The sequence below is a fragment of the Pseudomonas sp. NPDC079367 genome (assembly GCF_044542195.1).
Lineage (GTDB): Bacteria > Pseudomonadota > Gammaproteobacteria > Pseudomonadales > Pseudomonadaceae > Aquipseudomonas.
In genome coordinates, this window is record NZ_JBITTW010000005.1 from 151,646 (window position 1) to 169,924 (window position 18,279).

Consider the following 18,279-nt stretch of genomic DNA (forward strand, 5'->3'; position numbering starts at 1 on the left):
ACTGTGGGAGCGGGCTTGCTCGCGAAGGGGCCAGCCCCGACAACACAATACTTACAGACCACCCTCCCCCAACAACCGATACCCAACCCCCGCCTCCGTCACGATAAACCGTGGCTGGGTCGGGTCATCCGCCAGTTTCTGGCGCAGATGCCCGACCACGATCCGCAGGTAATGACTGTCCTCGGTGTGCGTCGGCCCCCAGATATCCTTGAGCAATTGCTGCTGGGTGATCACCCGCCCCGGATGCCGCGCCAGTTGCGCCAGCACCGCGTATTCCTTGCGGGTCAGGGCGACTTCGGCGCCGTCGAGCAGTACTCGCCGATAGGCCAGATCCACAGTCAACGGGCCGAAATTCAGCGCCGCCGGTTGCGCCTGCCCCGCCGGGGCCTGGCGCAGCAACGCGCGAACACGGGCGAGAAATTCCTGGATGCCGAACGGTTTGGTCACATAGTCATTCGCGCCGCCATCCAGCGCTTCGACCTTCTGTCCTTCACTGGCGCGCACCGACAGCACCAGCACTGGCGTGCTCGCCCACTCGCGCAACTCGCGCAGCACTTGCTGACCGTCCATGTCCGGCAGGCCGAGGTCGAGCACCACCAGGTCCGGTTTGCTCAGCGCGGCTTGCGCCAGGCCTTCGGCACCGGTGCCCGCTTCGAGCACTTTATAGCCCTGTGAAGCGAGGCTGATGCGCAGGAATTTGCGAATCTGCGGTTCGTCGTCGATGACCAAAATGGTCGCGGTCTGGCTCATGGATTCACATCAACACAAAAGAGTGGCAAGAGAGTAGCGCAGTCGACTTCAAGCTTCACTGTCCATCCCCGGTTGCGCCTGCAACGGCAGATGCAAGGTGATGCAGGTGCCACGCCCGTCGATGCCGTCAGCCACGGAGATACGCCCGCCGTGCGCGCCGACCATGCCCTGACAGATCGCCAGGCCCAACCCGGTGCCCTGCCCGCCGCGATCACCGCGCGCGGCGGTGTAGAACATGTCGAAAATCTTCGCTCGGTCCTCTTCGGGAATCCCCGGGCCTTCATCGCTGACCGAAAAGAAAATCTCCTGCTGATCGGCGCCGGCGCGCAGTTGCAGGCGACCGTGGCTGGGCGAAAATCGCGCGGCGTTCTCCAGCACATTGACCAGCGCCTGCTCGATCAACGCCGCGTGCACATAGAGCAACGGCAACTCGGCTGGCACCTCGGTGCTGACCTGCAGCGGCGCCAGCACGGCGCGCAGGCGATTCAGCGAACTGCCGACGATATCGGCCGGCGATACCCAGTCCCGCGCCAGCTTCAGGGCGCCGTGGCCGAGGCGGGTCATGTCGAGCAGGTTCTGGATGTAACGGTCGAGGCGTTCGGCCTCATCGCGGGTGCCTTCAAGCAACTCGCGGCGGTCCTCCAGCGGGATCGCTTCGCCGAGGGCCAACAGGCTGTCGATGCTGCCGCGCATAGCGGTCAGCGGCGTGCGCAAATCGTGCGACACCGAGGCCAGCAAGGCGCTGCGCAATTGCTCGGTTTCGCCATGCAGGCGCGCCGCCTCCAGATCATCGGCCAACTGCGCGCGGGCCAGGGCTTGCGCCAGCGGCTGGCTCAGCGCAGTGAGCAAGCGACGGCGTTGACCGCTCAAGCTCTGGCCTTCCCGGGCGCACACACCGAGCAGCGCCAGCGGCCCGTCCTCGACCGATAACGGCCACCACCACCAACGCCCGAGCGGCAACGTGCCGGTGCCCTTGCCCGCCGGTTGATCGTGTTGCCAGGCCCAATCGGCAGCGGCGCGTTCGGCCTCGGTGAATTGCAGCGGCCCACCGGTTTCGACTTTCCAGCCGCCCTGCCCGTCGCGGTTGAGCAGGCACAATTGCAGGTCGCTCCAGCCTTCGAGGTGCTGCGCGGCGGCGCTGACCACGGCTTGGCGGTCGGTCGCAGCGGTGAGTTTGCGCGACAGGTCGAGCAGCTCGCTGGTCTCTTCCTGGGTATCGCGCAAGGCCTGCAATTGTCGGCGCTGTCGCGCTGCAAGGTTGCCAGTGAGCGCCGCCATCAACAGGAAGAACAACAGCGTCAGCACGTCTTCTTCGCGCTGGATGCTGAAAGAGAAATTCGGCGGGATGAACAGAAAATCGTAGGTCAGAAACGACAGCGCCGCACAGGCCAGCGCCGGGCCCAGGCTGCTGCGCACCGCTACCAGCAACACCGCCGCGAGAAACACCAGCGAGATGTTCGGCAGCGGCAACACGCTCGACACCGCCCAGGCCAAGGCACTGGCCAACAACGTGGCGACCAGCGCCAGCGCGTAGTCGAACCACACCAGCGTGGCTGGATTACGCGGGCGCGGTTGGTGCTGTTCGTGGTCACTGTCGAGGACGTTGATTTCCAGACCGTGCGCCTGCCGCAGCAGGCGCGCCGCCAGGCCCCCGCCGAACAATCGCCGGCGCAAGCGCGGCCGCGACTGGCCGACCAAGAGCAGACTGGCGCGGCGCTCGGCGGCGTGTTGAATCAGGGTTTTCGCCACTTCGCCGGCGCGCAACAGCACCACTTCACCACCGAGGCGTTCGGCCAGTTGCTGCGCGCTTTGCAGGCGCAACCGCGATTGCTCGTCACGGGCGCTGCCGTTGTCGACATGCACCAGACTCCACGGCAGATGCCGGCGCTGGGCGACGCGGCTGGCGTGTCGCACCAGACGCTCGGCCTGCGCATCGCCATCGACGCCGACCAGCAAACGCCCGCGCACCGCCGGCGCGGCCTGCCCCAACTGACGATAGCCTTGGGCAAGATCGTTATCGATTTGCGCGGCGGCAGTCTGCATCGCCAGTTCGCGCAGCGCGGTGAGGTTGGTCTGGGTAAAAAATGCATCGATAGCGGCGCGCGCCTGCTCGGGCACGTAGACCTTGCCTTCGCGCAGACGCTCGAGCAATTCCCGGGGCGGCAGGTCGATCAGCAGCAGCTCGAAGGCTTCCTGCAGGACCCAGTCCGGCAAGGTTTCGCGCACTTGTACGCCGGTGATGCCGCGCACTTGGTCGTTAAGGCTTTCCAGGTGCTGGACGTTGACCGTGGTGAACACGTCAATGCCGGCGGCGAGCAGTTCCTGAATGTCTTGCCAGCGCTTGGCGTGACGACTGCCGGGGGCGTTGCTATGGGCCAGTTCATCGACCAGTACCAGTTTCGGTCTGGCGGCAAGAATGCCGTCGAGGTCCATTTCCTCAAGCAGCACGCCACGGTATTCGCTGCGCACCAGCGGTTGCTGCGGCAGGCCGCCGAGCAACGCTTCGGTTTCGGCGCGGCCGTGGGTTTCAACCACGCCAGCGAGGACTTTCACGCCTTGGCGCAGTTGCGTGTGCGCGGCCTGGAGCATGGCGTAGGTCTTGCCGACACCGGGGGCGGCGCCGAGGAAAACCTTGAGCCGGCCACGGCCATCGCGGGGCAGGTCTGCTAACAGTGCGTCGGCGCGGCCGGAGTCGCTCATGCTTAGTGTTCTCTCTTCAGAATGATCGTTCCCACGCTCTGCGTGGGAATGCAGCCCGGGACGCTCTGCGTCCCATAAAAGCAGACGCAGAGCGTCTATTGATGCATTCCCACGCAGAGCGTGGGAACGATCGGTATCAACTGAATTACAGGCTTTGCAGTGCCAGATTCAGCTCCAGCACATTGACTACCGGCGGCCCTACCAGCGGTTGTTCGATGTGCTTATCGAGCAATTGCTGCAAGGTCGACACCGGCAGATGGCGCGCCGCCGCGACACGCGCCAGTTGATAGGCAATTGCCGCTGGTGGCAAGTGCGGATCGAGGCCGCTGGCGGAGGTGGTCAGCAGTGCCAGCGGCACCGGGCCTTGCCCGGAGACTTGGAGTTTGTGAGCGTCTTCAATCACTCGGGTAGCGAGGGCTGGATTGCTCGGCGCGAGGTTGCTGGCGCCACTGGCCACCGTGGCAAAAGCCCCGGCGGACGGGCGTGGGTGAAACCAGTTGTCGCCGCTGAAATCCTGAGCGATCAGCGACGAGCCACGGACTTTGCCGTCGGCATCGCGGATCAGGCTGCCGTTGGCCTGAGCCGGAAAAGCGACCTGGGCGATGCCGGTGACTACCAATGGATAGGCGACGCCGGTAATCAGGGTCATCAGCGCCAACAGGGTCAGGGCCGGGCGTAGGGTTGTGGACATTGCAGAATCCTCGATTCAGAAATCAGTACTTGAGTCAGTTAAACCGTGGCGCATTCTTCGCGAGCAGGCTCGCTCCCACAGGGAAATTCAGTTTCAGGCGGGAGCGAGCCTGCTCGCGAAAGCATCACACCAGATGCAACGCCGTCAGCAGCATGTCGATCGCCTTGATCCCCACGAACGGCACAACAATCCCGCCCACGCCATAGATCAGCAGATTGCGCCGCAGTAACGCCGCCGCACTCGCCGCCTGCACCCGTACGCCGCGCAGCGCCAATGGAATCAGCACAACGATGATCAGCGCGTTGAACACGATCGCCGAGAGAATCGCGCTCTGCGGACTGCTCAAGTGCATGATGTTCAGCACACCCAGCTGCGGATAAATCGAAGCAAACAGTGCCGGCAGAATCGCGAAGTATTTGGCGATGTCGTTGGCGATCGAAAAGGTCGTCAGCGCGCCGCGTGTCACCAGCAATTCCTTGCCGATCTGCACCACGTCGAGCAGCTTGGTCGGGTCGCTGTCGAGATCGACCATGTTCGCCGCCTCGCGCGCCGCTTGCGTGCCATCGTTCATGGCCATGCCGACGTCGGCCTGGGCCAGCGCCGGGGCGTCGTTGGCGCCGTCGCCGCACATGGCGACCAGGCGGCCGTCGTTCTGCTCGTGACGGATGCGCGCGAGTTTTTTCTCCGGCGTGGCTTCAGCGAGCACGTCATCGACACCCGCTTCAGCGGCGATGGCTGCGGCGGTCAGGGGGTTGTCGCCGGTGACCATCACCGTGCGAATCCCCAACTTGCGCAGCTCGGCGAAGCGTTCACGGATCCCGGGTTTTACCACGTCCTTGAGATGGATCGCGCCAAGCAATTTGCCGTCAGCGCAAACCAGCAATGGCGTGCCGCCGCTCTGCGCAATCTTGTCGATTTCCCGCGCCAGCGCCGGGGCCAGATCGCTACGTTGCTGACCGAGAAATGCCAGCAGCGAATCCACCGCGCCTTTGCGATACACACGGCCCTGATAATCAACACCGGACAAGCGGGTTTCGGCACTGAACGGCACGGCAGTCAGGGTTTCCGGGGCCGGCTCCGGTTGTGGATGCAGGCCACGGAGGAACTCGACGATCGATTTGCCTTCAGCGGTTTCGTCGGCCAGCGAAGCGAACAGCGCGCCTTCGGCCAGCTCACGGCCGGTCACACCCGGCGCGGCATACACCGCGCTGCAACGACGGTTGCCGAAGGTGATGGTGCCGGTCTTGTCGAGCAACAGCACGTGCACATCCCCCGCTGCTTCCACCGCACGGCCGGACTTGGCGATCACGTTCAGGCGTACCAGCCGATCCATCCCGGCAATACCGATGGCCGACAGCAGGCCGCCGATGGTGGTCGGGATCAGCGTGACCAATAACGCCACGAGGAACACCAGCGGCAGGCTGCCATTGGCAAAGTGCGCGAACGGTTGCAGGGTGACGACCACCAGCAGAAAGATCAGGGTCAGGCCGATCAGGAGGATGTCCAGCGCCACTTCGTTCGGGGTCTTCTGGCGTTTGGCGCCTTCGACCAGGGCGATCATGCGATCGAGGGTCGACTCACCGGGGTTGGCGGTGATCTTCACCAGCAGCCAGTCGGACACCAGCCGCGTGTTGCCGGTGACAGCGGAACGGTCGCCGCCGGACTCGCGGATCACCGGTGCCGACTCGCCAGTGATCGCCGCTTCGTTGACCGCCGCGATGCCTTCGATGACTTCGCCGTCACCGGGGATCATTTCCCCGGCCTCGACGCGCACCACATCGCCCTTGCGCAGATTGGCGGCCGGGACAATCTTGAAACTCGCATCCGGCTGGCGGCAGCGTGCGCTGAGGCCTTCGCTGCCAGCCTTGAGGCTGTCGGCGCGAGCCTTGCCGCGACCTTCGGCCAAGGCCTCGGCAAAGTTGGCGAACAGCACGGTGAACCACAGCCACAGAGCGATCTGTGCGGCGACGAAGGTCGGCACGTCAGCGTCCGGAATGAAGCACAGCACGGTGGTGAAAATCGCCGTGAGTTCGACCACCAGCATCACGGGCGAACGCGCCAGTTGCCGTGGGTCGAGCTTGACGAAGGCTTGCACCAGCGCCGGACGCCACAGGGCGGAGATCGCGGTTTTCGCTTGTTCCGGCGCTTTGGCAGCCACAGGTTTTATTGCGGGCATATTCATCGTCAGCTCCTTAGAAGCCCAGGCTCAGATGTTCAGCAATCGGGCCCAGCGCCAGCGTCGGCAGAAAGGTCAGGCCGCCCACCAACAGAATGGTCACGGTCAACAAGGTCACGAACAGCGGGCCGTGAGTCGGAAAGCTGTTCTGGCCGACCGGTGCGCTTTTCTTCATCGCCAGGCTGCCGGCCAGTGCCAGCACCGGCAGGATGTAGCCGAAGCGACCGATCAACATGCCCAGGCCGAGCATCAGGTTGTGGAACGGTGTGTTCGCGCTCAGGCCACCGAACGCCGAACCGTTGTTGGCACTCGCCGAGGTATAGGCGTACAGCAACTGGCTGAAACCGTGCGGGCCGGGGTTGCTGATGGTTGCCGCCGCACTGGGAACCGTGGCGGCAATCGCACCGAGCACCAGCACGCCGACCGGCATCACCAGCAGCGTGACGACCAGCAATTGCACTTCGCGGGCCTGGAGTTTTTTGCCGAGGTATTCCGGCGTACGCCCGATCATCAGGCCGGCAAGGAACACCGCGATCAACACGTTGAGCAGCATGCCGTAGAGCCCGGCGCCGACGCCGCCGAAGATCACTTCACCAACCATCATGTTGACCAGCGCAACCATGCCGCTCAGCGGGTTGAGGCTGTCGTGCATGCCGTTGACCGAACCGTTCGAGGCTGCCGTCGTCGTCACCGACCACAGCACCGTGGCGGTGGTGCCGAAACGCGCTTCCTTGCCTTCCAGCGGCGCAGTCTGCTCGACGGCGGCGTTGTTCAGGGTCGGATTCGGCTGATACTCGGCCCACAACGACGTCGCGCCGCCGATCAGAAACAGCGCCAGCATGCAGGCGATGATTGCGCGGCTCTGACGCAGGTCTTTCACGTAGTGGCCGAAGGTGAACACCAGCGCCACCGGGATCAGAATGATCGAGGCGACTTCGAACAGGTTGCTCCACGCGGTCGGGTTCTCGAACGGATGCGCCGAATTGACGCCGAAGAAACCACCACCGTTGGTGCCCAGCTGCTTGATCGCAATCTGACTGGCGGCCGGGCCGAGCGGAATGACTTGATCAACACCCTGCAGCGTCACGGCATTTACATACTGCGCGAAGGTTTGCGGCACGCCCTGCCAGACCAGATACAGCGCCAGCAGCAGGCACAGCGGCAGCAGGCCATAAAGGGTGGCGCGGGTCATGTCGACCCAGAAGTTGCCGAGGGTCTGCGCCGATTTGCGCCCGATGCCTCGGCACAGCGCGACCAGCACGGCGAGGCCGGTGGCGGCGCTGACGAAGTTCTGCACGGTGAGGCCGGCCATCTGGCTGAGGTAGCTGAGCGTCGCCTCGCCGCTGTAGGACTGCCAGTTGGTGTTGGTCATGAAACTGACCGCGGTGTTGAACGCCTGGGTCCATTCCTGGCCTGGCAGGTTTTGCGGATTCAGCGGCAAATGATCCTGGAACAGCAGAATCGCAAACAGGAGCAGGAAACCGGCAAGGTTGAAGGCCAGCAATGCCAGCGTGTATTTCTGCCAGCTCTGCTCCGCCTGCGCATCGACCCCGGCAAGACGATAGCAACCGCGCTCGACCGGGCCGAGAATCGGCGTCAGCCAGGTGCGCTGGCCCTCCATCACCTTGTAATAGAAGCGCCCCAGGAACGGCGCCGGCAGCAGGACCAGCGCAAAAAACCCGAGGATCAGCCAATAGTCATAACTGTGCATAGCCGCTCCTAGTTCCGGTCCGCGCGCAACAGCGCAACCAACAGATAGATGAACAGCCCCACTGCCAACAGCAGTGACACCCCGTCCAGAACGCTCATGGAAAATCTCCGTGTTACGGCGTATTGCCGTGTGTGCAGCGATTGTCGGGAAGGAGGCTGTAAAGGAACGAGAGCGAGGCGCGGCGTGGGGCATAAAGAAAGCGTAAATAGTGGGTTTATGCAGCTTTTACGGCTGATTTATGCGGTGTTTTGACTGGCCCCTTCGCGGGCAAGCCCGGCTCCCACTTTGAAATGCGCTGTCCTGTGGGAGCGGGCTTGCTCGCGAAGGCGCCGGTGCAGTCAACATCGCACCCGCCCGAGCTGATTTTTGTGCTGTCCAAACAGGCCCCTTCGCGTGCAAGCCCGGCTCCCACTTTGAAATGCGTTCCCCTGTGGGAGCGGGCTTGCTCGCGAAGGCGCCGGTGCAGTCAACATCGCACCCGGCCGAGCTATTTTTGTGCTGTTCGCACAGGCCCCTTCGCGAGCAAGCCCGGCCCCCACTTTGAAATGCGCTGTCCTGTGGGAGCGGGCTTGCTCGCGAAAGCGGCATCGCAGTCAACATCGCACCCGGCCGAGCCGATTTTTGTGCTGTTCGCACGGGCCGCTTCGCGAGCAAGCCCGGCTCCCACTTTGGAATGCGTTCTTCTGTGGGAGCGGGCTTGCTCGCGAAAGCGCCGGCGCAGTCAACATCGCACCCGCCCGATCTGATTTTTGTGCTGTCCAAACAGGCCCCTTCGCGGGCAAGCCCGGCTCCCACTTTGAATGCGTTCCCCTGTGGGAGCGGGCTTGCTCGCGAAGGCGGCAGAATCGGCGACATCGCACCCAACTGGCGCACTTTTCCTGCACATTCAGCGTGAATCATCCCCTGCGCGACACCTTTCAACTTATTACGACTTGTTTCACGGTAATGGCACGCCCACTGCACACGGCCTTCCCGAGCTTTCCAACCATTGCGGGAGCAAGCGCATGAACACACAACTCAAACCCACGCTGGGCACTCTGCACTTGTGGGGCATTGCCGTAGGGCTGGTTATTTCCGGGGAATACTTCGGCTGGAGTTACGGCTGGGGCGTCGCCGGCACGCTTGGTTTTCTGGTGACTTCATTCATGGTCGCGACCATGTACACCTGCTTCATCTTCAGTTTCACCGAACTGACCACCGCGATTCCCCACGCCGGCGGGCCATTCGCCTACAGCCGCCGCGCGTTTGGCGAAAAAGGCGGATTGATCGCCGGACTGGCTACTCTGATCGAATTCGTCTTCGCCCCGCCAGCGATTGCCTTGGCGATCGGCGCCTACCTGAATGTGCAATTTCCGGCACTCGACCCGAAACACGCGGCGGTTGGCGCCTACATCGTGTTCATGGGCCTGAATATCCTCGGGGTGAAACTGGCCGCGACGTTCGAATTGATCGTCTGCGTGCTGGCGGTGGCTGAGTTGCTGGTGTTCATGGGCGTGGTCGCGCCGGCGTTCAGCTTCAGCAACTTTGCGCTTAATGGCTGGGCCGGTTCTGACGTCTTCGGCGCGCCGGCAATTGCCGGGATGTTCGCGGCGATCCCCTTCGCCATCTGGTTCTTCCTCGCCATCGAAGGCGCCGCCATGGCCGCCGAAGAAGCCAAGGACCCGAAACGCACGATCCCGAAAGCCTATATCAGCGGCATTCTGACCCTGGTGCTGCTGGCGATGGGCGTGATGTTCTTCGCTGGCGGCGTCGGCGACTGGCGCACTTTGTCCAACATCAACGACCCATTGCCGCAAGCGATGAAAACCGTGGTCGGCGACAACTCCGGCTGGCTGCACATGCTGGTCTGGATCGGCCTGTTCGGCCTGGTCGCCAGTTTTCATGGCATCATCCTCGGCTACTCGCGACAGTTCTTCGCCCTGGCCCGCGCCGGTTACTTGCCAGCCTCACTGGCGAAACTGTCGCGCTTCCAGACTCCGCACCGCGCAATCATCGCCGGCGGCCTCATCGGCATCGCCGCAATCTACAGCGACGGCCTGATCAACCTCGGCGGCATGACGCTGACAGCGGCGATGATCACCATGGCAGTGTTCGGCGCCATCGTGATGTACATCATGAGCATGCTCAGCCTGTTCAAACTGCGTAAATCGGAACCGAATCTGGAACGCACTTTCCGCGCGCCGTGCTATCCGCTGGTGCCAATGATTGCGCTGGTGCTGGCGGTGGTGTGCCTGGTGGCGATGGCATGGTTCAACACGTTGATCGGGCTTATTTTCCTCGGCTTCATGGCGGTGGGGTTCTGCTACTTCATGCTCACCGGGCAACTGCGCGCCGATGCGCCAGCGGATGCGATGTTGACTGGTCTGTAACACGGTTCGGGTGTGCCGGGCATAAGCGGCCTAGAATGGAACCACTGCGAAGTCGTTTCGCTCAAAGGTGGTATGCAGCATCGCACGGCGAAGTCCTCGCCCGTCGAGCTGCCATTTAAGGAGAGCCGTTATGCCTTGGTATGCCTGGTTGATTCTGGTCGTTGCGATCGGCTCGATTGTCGGCGGATTGATGATGTTGCGCGACACCGCCAACAAGGTCGAACTGACCGATGAAGAACGCAAGCGCGTCGCACAGCGCAATGCCGAAGCGGACGCCAAGGACGCACAGGACCGCTGACATGAACCCCGCCGCCATGGCGGGGTTTGTTTTTTGCGATCAACCTTCCCAGCGCTTGAACAGCACGCTCGCATTGACCCCGCCAAAACCGAAACCATTGGACAAGGCATATTCGATCGCCATCGCGCGCGCCTCGCCATGGACGATGTCTACCCCTTCGCTGGCTGGATCCGGTTTTTCAAAGTTGAGTGTCGGCGGCACCACCTGATCACGGATTGCCAGCAACGTGAAAATCGCCTCCAGTCCACCCGCCGCGCCGAGCAAATGCCCTGTTGCAGACTTGGTCGACGTTACAGCGATTTTGTTCTGCGAACCGAACACAGCCTTGATTGCCGCCAACTCGCCCAGATCGCCGACCGGTGTTGAAGTGGCATGAGCGTTGAGGTGCTGCACCTGCTCCGGCATCACGCCACCCTGAGCCAATGCGAGCTGCATTGCCCGACGCGCGCCACTGCCGTCTTCGGGCCCGGCGGTCAGGTGGTAGGCATCGGCCGTGGTGCCGTAGCCTACCAACTCGGCCAACGGCTTCGCACCGCGTGCAAGCGCATGCTCCAGTGACTCGATCACCAGCAGACCGGCGCCCTCGCCCATCACAAAACCATCGCGCCCGCTGTCGAACGGACGTGAGGCACGTTCAGGGGTGTCGTTGTAGCCGCTGGACAACGCCCGCGCTGCCGCGAAACCGGCGAGACTGACGCGGTCGATCGACGCCTCCGCACCGCCGCATACCGCGATGTCTGCCTCACCTGCGCGAATCAAACGCGCCGCATCACCGATCGCCTGAACCCCGGCGGCACAAGCAGTAACTGGTGCGCCTAATGGTCCCTTGAGGCCATGCTGTATCGACACATGACCAGCCGCGAGATTGACCAGAAACGATGGAATGGTGAACGGCGACAAACGCCGAGGGCCGCGGCTGTCGGTGGTACGCACCGCATCGGCAATGGCACCAAAACCGCCGACACCTGAGCCGATGATTGTCGCGGTACGCTCTTGGCTTCCAGTATCCGCTGGATGCCAACCGGCCTGCTCCAGCGCCTGCCGCGCCGCTTCCATGGCAAACATGATGAAGCGATCCATCTTTTTCTGTTCTTTGGGCGGCGTCGCACGATCCGGATCAAATCCGGCCTCGGCATCCTCCTCCACCGTCGGCACACTGCCGCCAACCCGTGTCGGCAGATCAGCTACCACAGCGTCGGGCAGATTGCGCAACCCGGAACGACCGGCGAGCAAACGCTGCCAGACAACTTCAAGATCACTGCCCAAAGGTGAAACCAGGCCCATGCCCGTGACGACGACTCGACGTTGGTTCATACCGTGGTTCCCCTTATCCAATTCAAATACAAGCGTGTAGCGGAGTGCCGCGATTCGGATGCTAAACCAGACCCGAACGGAATTTATTATAGGCATAATCGCAGCGCAATATGATACCCATAATTTCTTGTCTTCAGGACTTCACCCAATCGCGCCCAATAAAAAGGCCGGTCAATGACCGGCCTCTCGGCGTTGAACTGTCAGCTTAGTTCACATCCAGCTTTTCACGGTTGCGATCCAGAATCGCCTTGCCAATCCCCTTCACTTCCAGCAACTCATCCACCGACGCGAACGGCCCATTTGTATCCCGATACGCAACAATTGCCTGCGCCTTAGCCTCCCCTACACCCGCCAACTCCTTCTGCAACGTTGCCGCATCCGCGCCGTTGAGATCGACTTTGGCACTCTGCGAAGGAACTGCCGCAGCATCCATCATCAAAGGCGCCTTCGTTGTCTCCGAAGTTGCTACAGGCGCAGCGATCGCAGCAATCGAGGCGCTGGTGAGGAAAGCAAAGATCAGCGAGTAGAAATAACCGGTACGCATAAGTGACGCTCCATCATCGTTTTAGAAAGCAGCTTTTCCCAAGCTGCTCTCCAAACGTAGGTCATGACGGAGGGAAGTCAAAAATGCGAGCGTTACAGAATGTGAAACAATCAGGGCTCGAGACGGCGCTGCTGGTAAATCCAGTCGACGATCTCGCCATCGGGGGTGTAGCCGGAGACGGTTTCGCGCAGGAGCTGGCGGACGCGGGTGTAGTCGTCGGCTTCGACGGCTTTCAGCAGTTCATCCAAGCGGGTTTTCAGAACGTCCCAAGGAAGGTGATCCTCATTGGCGCTCATGATCATCGGATGCGATGTGGCTGCGACGTTGTCGCCGATGAGCAATTCCTCATAGAGTTTTTCGCCCGGGCGCAAACCGGTGAACTCGATGGAGATGTCGCCTTGCGGGTTTCGCTCGGAACGGATGCTTAAGCCGGACAGATGGATCATTTTTTCCGCCAGCTCGACGATCCGCACCGGCTCGCCCATATCCAGCACGAACACATCCCCGCCCTGCCCCATTGAGCCAGCCTGGATCACCAACTGCGCGGCTTCGGGGATGGTCATGAAGTAGCGGGTGATTTTTGGATGGGTGACGGTCAACGGCCCGCCGGCTTTGATCTGGCTATGGAACAGCGGGATGACAGAACCGGAAGAGCCGAGCACGTTGCCGAAGCGGACCATGGTGAAACGGGTTTTGTTGACTCTTGAAACGTTGGCTTTGTCGCCGAACAAAACAGGGGCGATTTCACGGCTCAGGGCCTGAAGAGTCAATTCCGCCAGACGCTTGGTGCTTCCCATGACATTGGTCGGCCGAACCGCTTTGTCAGTGGAGATCAGCACAAAGTTAGCCACGCCACACTTCAGTGCGGCCTGAGCGGTATTGAGCGTACCGATCACATTGTTCAGCACACCTTCGGCAATGTTGTGTTCGACCATGGGCACATGTTTGTAGGCAGCCGCGTGGTACACGGTATCCACATCCCAAGTTTTCATGACATCCAACAGCTTGTGTTGATGCCGGATGGAACCAAGGATGGGTAACAGTCTGATCGATAAAGACTCGCGAACGGCTCTCTGCTCAAGTTCCGACAAGATGCTGTAGAGGTTGAATTCACTATGTTCAAACAGCAGCAGAGTCTTGGGTTCAAGAGAAAATATTTGCCGACAAAGCTCTGACCCGATGGATCCGCCTGCGCCGGTCACCATTACCGTCTTTCCCTTGATGCAGCGCTCCAGTAGATCAGACTGGGCGGGAACTGCATCACGTCCCAGCAAATCGGCAATGTCAACCTCCTGAATATCCTCAACCTTTACTCTGCCACTTGCGAGGTCGGTGAAATTGGGAACACTTCGTATATGAAGCGGATAACGTTCAAGAAAGTTCAAAATCTCTCTGCGCCGGGCGCGTGTCGAAGAAGGCAGGGCCAGAAGAATCTCCTGCGCTCCCGTAACGTCGATCATCTGTTGAATATGTTTAGGTTTGTATACTTGAAGTCCAGAAATTGAGCGATCAGCAATACTGGCATCGTCGTCGATAAAAGCAACTGGCCGCATCACGCGCCCCATTCTCAGGGCTGCAACCAATTGGTTACCCGCGACACCTGCACCATAAATGGCAACCTTGATCAATCCGTCGTCTCGATTGGTAAAAGGTACATGTTGAGCGGCATTGAACCAGTCGCCCATGAAGTACTGGCGCATAAATAGTCGCAAGCCGCCAATAATGACGAGGCTAAGCCACCAGTAGTTGAATATTATAGAACGCGGAACGACTGCTTCGTGGTTGCTGTACAAGTAAACAACCAACGCCAGAATAAGCGAGGAGAGGCTCACCGCCTTAATGATTGCAATGAGCGCATCATTGCCAAAATAACGCATTACGGCACGGTACATACCGAATCGAATGAAAAGCGGAATAGCAATGACTGGTGCGCATGCGAAGAGCCAGAAATGCACGCGCAAGGGGTTGTACATATCGTCCAGGCCAAGACGGACGATAAAAGCTAACCAGAGCGATGTCCAGACCAGCAGAGAGTCAGTGGTTATCTGAATCAGCCGCTTCTGGCGGCGAGGCAGATTCAAAAGAAAATCGCGTATTTTATCCATAAGTCTCTACCGACGAGGCTTGGCCGCGTTCATAGGTTGCTTCGTGTAGAAAGCGGCTGAATCGTTCCACGAAGCGTAGCTTAACACTCAACAGATTGCTTCGGTGCCTGATTTCGTGGGCTCCAGCAACCCGGCTCGGTGCCCGCGCAATGTCAGCCTCCTGAGCAGCTCGCGTTAGGCCATTGTAGTCATATCAATGCCATGGCATCCTTTGCTGCTGGCAAAAGGATGAAAAAATGCGCGCAAGACAAATTGATTCACTGACATCATTGCGGTTCTTCGCTGCCGCACTCGTCGTAATATTCCATTCAAAGCATAGCTTCGGCGGCTTCACGTTCGTCGATGATTTTTCGCTTACTCAAGCTGTATCGATGTTCTATGTGCTCTCGGGCTTTATTCTGGCCCATACTCACAAGACCATCACGTCGGGGCGTGAACTGGGAATGTTTTACGCCAGTCGTTTCGCGAGAATCTGGCCGTTGCACTTGATCACTGCCGTTGCCGTGATTTTGATAATGAAACACTACAACTACAACATACCGCTTCAAGATAGCTTCCTTAACTTTACCCTGCTACAGTCTTGGATCCCTAACCAAGATACCTATTTCTCACTGAACGGCGTTTCATGGAGTCATTTCCAATGAGATATTTTTCTATGCGATTTTTCCGCTTCTAATATTAAACATTAAAATTGACTAGGTTGAGCGAATTTATGCTTGGCATCGCCGCCTACCAGATCTATTTGAAAATATTTAAAGCGACCGACACTCCAAGTGCTGGCTATAGCGGAGTCGAATTAATCGCGATAGTTATTGCAGCCTTTGCCATGTGGTCGCCAAATCTACACTTATTCTCTAACCTACCCGCAAAGCTCAATACCCCAGTGACCATTTGGTTTATCAACTGCGGCGGAGCCTTGGCATTCGCATTTCTAATCGTAATATTGGCGCAGCAACGCGGACTCATCTCCAAGGCGCTACAGGCCCGACCTCTGGTTTACCTGGGAGAAATCAGCTTTGCTCTGTACATGGTTCATCAGGTCGTGATCCGACTGTTTGATATGTATCCCTTCCTGACGGCCGGCTTGAGTTCCGCTAGTGCTTTTGCCGCTTACTACGCAGCTTCCCTACTGGCCGCTGCCATTGCCCACGGACTGATCGAAAAACCAGCACAGAAAGTGGTTCTTCGAGCGCTTGGAAAGTTTAGAAGCATGCCAGCCAATACAAAAAAACTGCAAGCACAGCAAAGGGACATATAGGTCACGAGCCCAAGACATTAAAGTCAAAGCACATTAGTAACCTTTGTAAACCTTATTTGGTGATACTACTGTACATTGTCCTCAAGAATAGCCGGCACAGCGGTGTATTCTTGAGGCGATGTTATTTTACGGGGAATCAGAAAATGCCCTGACCGAACCATCTACAGCGGAATGCCCGCGCTATCAAACCTCGCCGACCACGTATTCTCGGCAATAAAATCGAGACGACTATCGCTAGCATCCTGAAAATCCGTAGCAACAACAAGCAAGCGATCTATATCCATCACCGACCGACTAATGTAAGTCCCAGTAGCGCCCTCGCGAAATCCCATCTCTCCAAAATCAGTCGATACTACTGGCAACCCTAACGCTCGATATTCGTAGTATTTGATAGGATCAACAGAAACTGTCAGCTCACTTCGTTTGAACGGAATGAGGCCTACGTCAAACTTACACATTGCTAGCAACGCTTCGGCATGAGAACAAGGAGGCAACAACTCGACATTTGAAGGCAATTCAAAGGGTGCAGGAGAAAATATCGGCCCGATCAAGCGCACAACATCGCCGGAACGTAGTTTTGCAAGCGCTAGAATCCAATCCCAGTCGAACCACGCGCCGATAGTCCCTACGTAGCCCAAAACCTTGCGTCTGTGTTCGGTTTTAACTTGACGTGCTACAGGCAATAGAGCCTCGTCAAGAGCATTGGGAACAAAGCAGATACGCGCTTTTTGCCGCTCCCAACGAATCTTCAGAGCCGTGCTTGAAACCCATACGCTCTCGACGGCTTGTACTATACGGACTTCTCGCCGAGACATCGCCTGGCGGGACAAACCGGAATAAAACGCGGGGAAATCATCCATCGCATCGTAGATTGAGTGTTCCGGACTGAAAAAATCTAACAGCTTCAATGCTAAAACGGAGGGCTTCCCGACAACAATCAGTGGCTCTTCATTGCCGAGTTGAGATTTCAGATCACTGATCAAGGTCGACCAGAAACGACCATTCAGCCATCCTGAACCGGGTAAAGGCTCAATGGGGAGGGCACGGGGAGTTAACAGTCGCAGCCATTGAGGTGTCGATTGATTCGCGCCTTGTCCCGCCCCTTTGCCTCTTCTCAGATCACTCAATTTTGGAAAACGCGTGGGATACGGCTCTATCCAGATTACTTGTCGCCCGGTGCGCCGGTGAAACCACTCAACAAACTTGTGAGGCCGCTGAGAAAAACTTGCCCAAGGAACAGGCGACAAATAAATCAAACACATCAGCTGAAGTACTCTCGCAACGAATTGACGATGCGCTCTGCACCGTGCCCATCTCCATAAGGAGAAACACCACGGGCCATCTCGCGATAGGCAGCTTCGTCGTCCAACAAGCGTTGAGCTTCATTGACAATTGCGTCGTAGTTGGAACCGACCAGTTTTACAACCCCGTGCTCCACAGCCTCTGGACGTTCAGTTTCTTCGCGCAAGACGAGAACCGGCTTGCCCAAGGCAGGCGCTTCCTCCTGAACACCGCCCGAGTCAGTAAGAATCAGATAGGCACGCTTCATAGCTGCTACGAACGGCGCATAATCCAAGGGGTCGCACAGCACGAAATTAGCTACCGGGCCAAGCAACTCGTGGGCAACGTCCTTTACGTTAGGGTTTGGATGCACCGGGTAAAGGAACTGCACATCCGGGTTATTCTCAGCCAAGGTGCGCAATGCGCGGCAGATGTTGAGAAACGGTTCACCGAAGTTTTCACGGCGGTGCGAGGTCACGAGCACCAGTCGCTTGCCCGGATCAAGTTCGATGCCCAGATCCAAGTCCTTTGCAGCTGTCATCAATAGTGCATCGATCACAGTGTTGCCAGTGACGATGATATCAGCGTCGGGAACACCTTCACGCAGCAGGTTCTGGCGCGAGCCTTCAGTAGGCGCAAAGTGCCAGCGAGCCAGCTTGCCGGCGATGACGCGGTTGGCTTCTTCCGGGAACGGGTTCTGCATATCCCAGGTGCGGAGCCCGGCCTCTACGTGACCAATAGGGATTCTGTGGTAGAAACAGGCCAGAGCAACGGTCATTACAGTCGTTGTATCGCCTTGAACCAGCACGATTTCCGGCTTCTCTGCGCTCAGCACGTCGTCCATTTCCAGCAGGAGACGAGCAGTCAACGTGGTCAGGGCCTGGTTTGGACGCATGATGTTCAGGTCGATATCTTGCTCTATACCGAAAAAGCTCATGACCTGATCAAGCATATGGCGATGCTGGGCGGTAGCGAGAACCCGCACATCGGCCCAAGGCTCGTTTTTCAACGCCAGAATGACCGGGGCCATTTTGATCGCTTCCGGACGGGTCCCAACAACGCAAAGTATTTTTCGTTTCACA

General features: G+C 59.2%; 15 protein-coding genes. 4 read left to right on the top strand and 11 right to left on the bottom strand.

Going from position 1 to position 18,279, the window contains the following annotated elements:
* Nucleotides 1-51: 51 nt before the first annotated feature.
* The 6 genes from ACIGDJ_RS08895 to kdpF all read right to left on the bottom strand — a co-directional run bounded on the left by ACIGDJ_RS08895 (nt 52) and on the right by kdpF (nt 8,126).
* On the bottom strand, nt 52-750 hold the full coding sequence (locus ACIGDJ_RS08895) for a response regulator (protein ID WP_101155454.1): 699 nt from the start codon (nt 748-750) through the stop codon (nt 52-54).
* A 48-nt stretch (nt 751-798) separates the two neighbouring features.
* Nucleotides 799-3,450 (bottom strand): DUF4118 domain-containing protein, encoded by a 2,652-nt coding sequence (locus ACIGDJ_RS08900; protein ID WP_397479195.1) that lies wholly within the window; start codon nt 3,448-3,450, stop codon nt 799-801.
* Nucleotides 3,451-3,595: 145 nt separating this feature from the next.
* The gene (gene kdpC, locus ACIGDJ_RS08905; RefSeq protein WP_312999894.1) at nt 3,596-4,141 is read right to left on the bottom strand and encodes a potassium-transporting ATPase subunit KdpC; all 546 of its coding nucleotides are present in this window, start codon (nt 4,139-4,141) and stop codon (nt 3,596-3,598) included.
* 124 nt (nt 4,142-4,265) lie between these two features.
* Nucleotides 4,266-6,323 (bottom strand): potassium-transporting ATPase subunit KdpB, encoded by a 2,058-nt coding sequence (kdpB, locus tag ACIGDJ_RS08910; protein WP_397479196.1) that lies wholly within the window; start codon nt 6,321-6,323, stop codon nt 4,266-4,268.
* 10 nt (nt 6,324-6,333) lie between these two features.
* Entirely contained in the window at nt 6,334-8,028 is a 1,695-nt protein-coding gene (kdpA, locus tag ACIGDJ_RS08915; protein WP_312999892.1) for a potassium-transporting ATPase subunit KdpA, read from the bottom strand.
* An 8-nt stretch (nt 8,029-8,036) separates the two neighbouring features.
* Nucleotides 8,037-8,126, bottom strand: a complete 90-nt coding sequence (gene kdpF, locus ACIGDJ_RS08920; RefSeq protein ID WP_007899818.1) for a K(+)-transporting ATPase subunit F — start codon at nt 8,124-8,126, stop codon at nt 8,037-8,039.
* 906 nt (nt 8,127-9,032) lie between these two features.
* On the opposite strand from kdpF, the gene eat reads away from it, so the two are divergent.
* Both eat and ACIGDJ_RS08930 read left to right on the top strand, forming a co-directional pair.
* Nucleotides 9,033-10,397 carry an ethanolamine permease gene (gene eat, locus ACIGDJ_RS08925; protein WP_101155443.1) on the top strand — a complete coding sequence of 455 codons (1,365 nt, stop codon included), beginning with the start codon at nt 9,033-9,035 and terminating at the stop codon, nt 10,395-10,397.
* A gap of 130 nt (nt 10,398-10,527) precedes the next feature.
* The gene (locus ACIGDJ_RS08930) at nt 10,528-10,695 is read left to right on the top strand and encodes a DUF2897 family protein (protein WP_016770901.1); all 168 of its coding nucleotides are present in this window, start codon (nt 10,528-10,530) and stop codon (nt 10,693-10,695) included.
* 39 nt (nt 10,696-10,734) lie between these two features.
* Here the strand turns inward: ACIGDJ_RS08930 and fabF are convergent, their stop codons facing one another.
* The 3 genes from fabF to ACIGDJ_RS08945 form a co-directional block, all read right to left on the bottom strand.
* On the bottom strand, nt 10,735-12,009 hold the full coding sequence (gene fabF / locus ACIGDJ_RS08935; protein WP_101155441.1) for a beta-ketoacyl-ACP synthase II: 1,275 nt from the start codon (nt 12,007-12,009) through the stop codon (nt 10,735-10,737).
* Nucleotides 12,010-12,214: 205 nt separating this feature from the next.
* Nucleotides 12,215-12,553, bottom strand: a complete 339-nt coding sequence (locus tag ACIGDJ_RS08940) for a helix-hairpin-helix domain-containing protein (protein ID WP_101155428.1) — start codon at nt 12,551-12,553, stop codon at nt 12,215-12,217.
* 110 nt (nt 12,554-12,663) lie between these two features.
* Entirely contained in the window at nt 12,664-14,658 is a 1,995-nt protein-coding gene (locus ACIGDJ_RS08945; RefSeq protein ID WP_101155427.1) for a nucleoside-diphosphate sugar epimerase/dehydratase, read from the bottom strand.
* 236 nt (nt 14,659-14,894) lie between these two features.
* Here ACIGDJ_RS08945 and ACIGDJ_RS08950 point away from each other — a divergent pair, with 236 nt between their 5' ends.
* Both ACIGDJ_RS08950 and ACIGDJ_RS08955 read left to right on the top strand, forming a co-directional pair.
* Nucleotides 14,895-15,302, top strand: a complete 408-nt coding sequence (locus ACIGDJ_RS08950) for an acyltransferase family protein (RefSeq protein WP_397479197.1) — start codon at nt 14,895-14,897, stop codon at nt 15,300-15,302.
* A 68-nt stretch (nt 15,303-15,370) separates the two neighbouring features.
* Nucleotides 15,371-15,916, top strand: coding sequence for an acyltransferase family protein (locus ACIGDJ_RS08955; protein ID WP_397479198.1), 546 nt, complete (start codon nt 15,371-15,373; stop codon nt 15,914-15,916).
* Between the two features lie 161 nt (nt 15,917-16,077).
* Here ACIGDJ_RS08955 and ACIGDJ_RS08960 read toward each other — a convergent pair whose 3' ends face one another.
* Both ACIGDJ_RS08960 and wecB read right to left on the bottom strand, forming a co-directional pair.
* On the bottom strand, nt 16,078-17,178 hold the full coding sequence (locus tag ACIGDJ_RS08960; RefSeq protein ID WP_101155421.1) for a glycosyl transferase: 1,101 nt from the start codon (nt 17,176-17,178) through the stop codon (nt 16,078-16,080).
* A complete protein-coding gene (wecB, locus tag ACIGDJ_RS08965; RefSeq protein WP_101155419.1) occupies nt 17,178-18,278 on the bottom strand; it encodes a non-hydrolyzing UDP-N-acetylglucosamine 2-epimerase in 1,101 nt (366 codons plus the stop codon). Before wecB ends, ACIGDJ_RS08960 begins: the two co-directional genes overlap by 1 nt.
* Nucleotide 18,279: the final 1 nt, after the last annotated feature.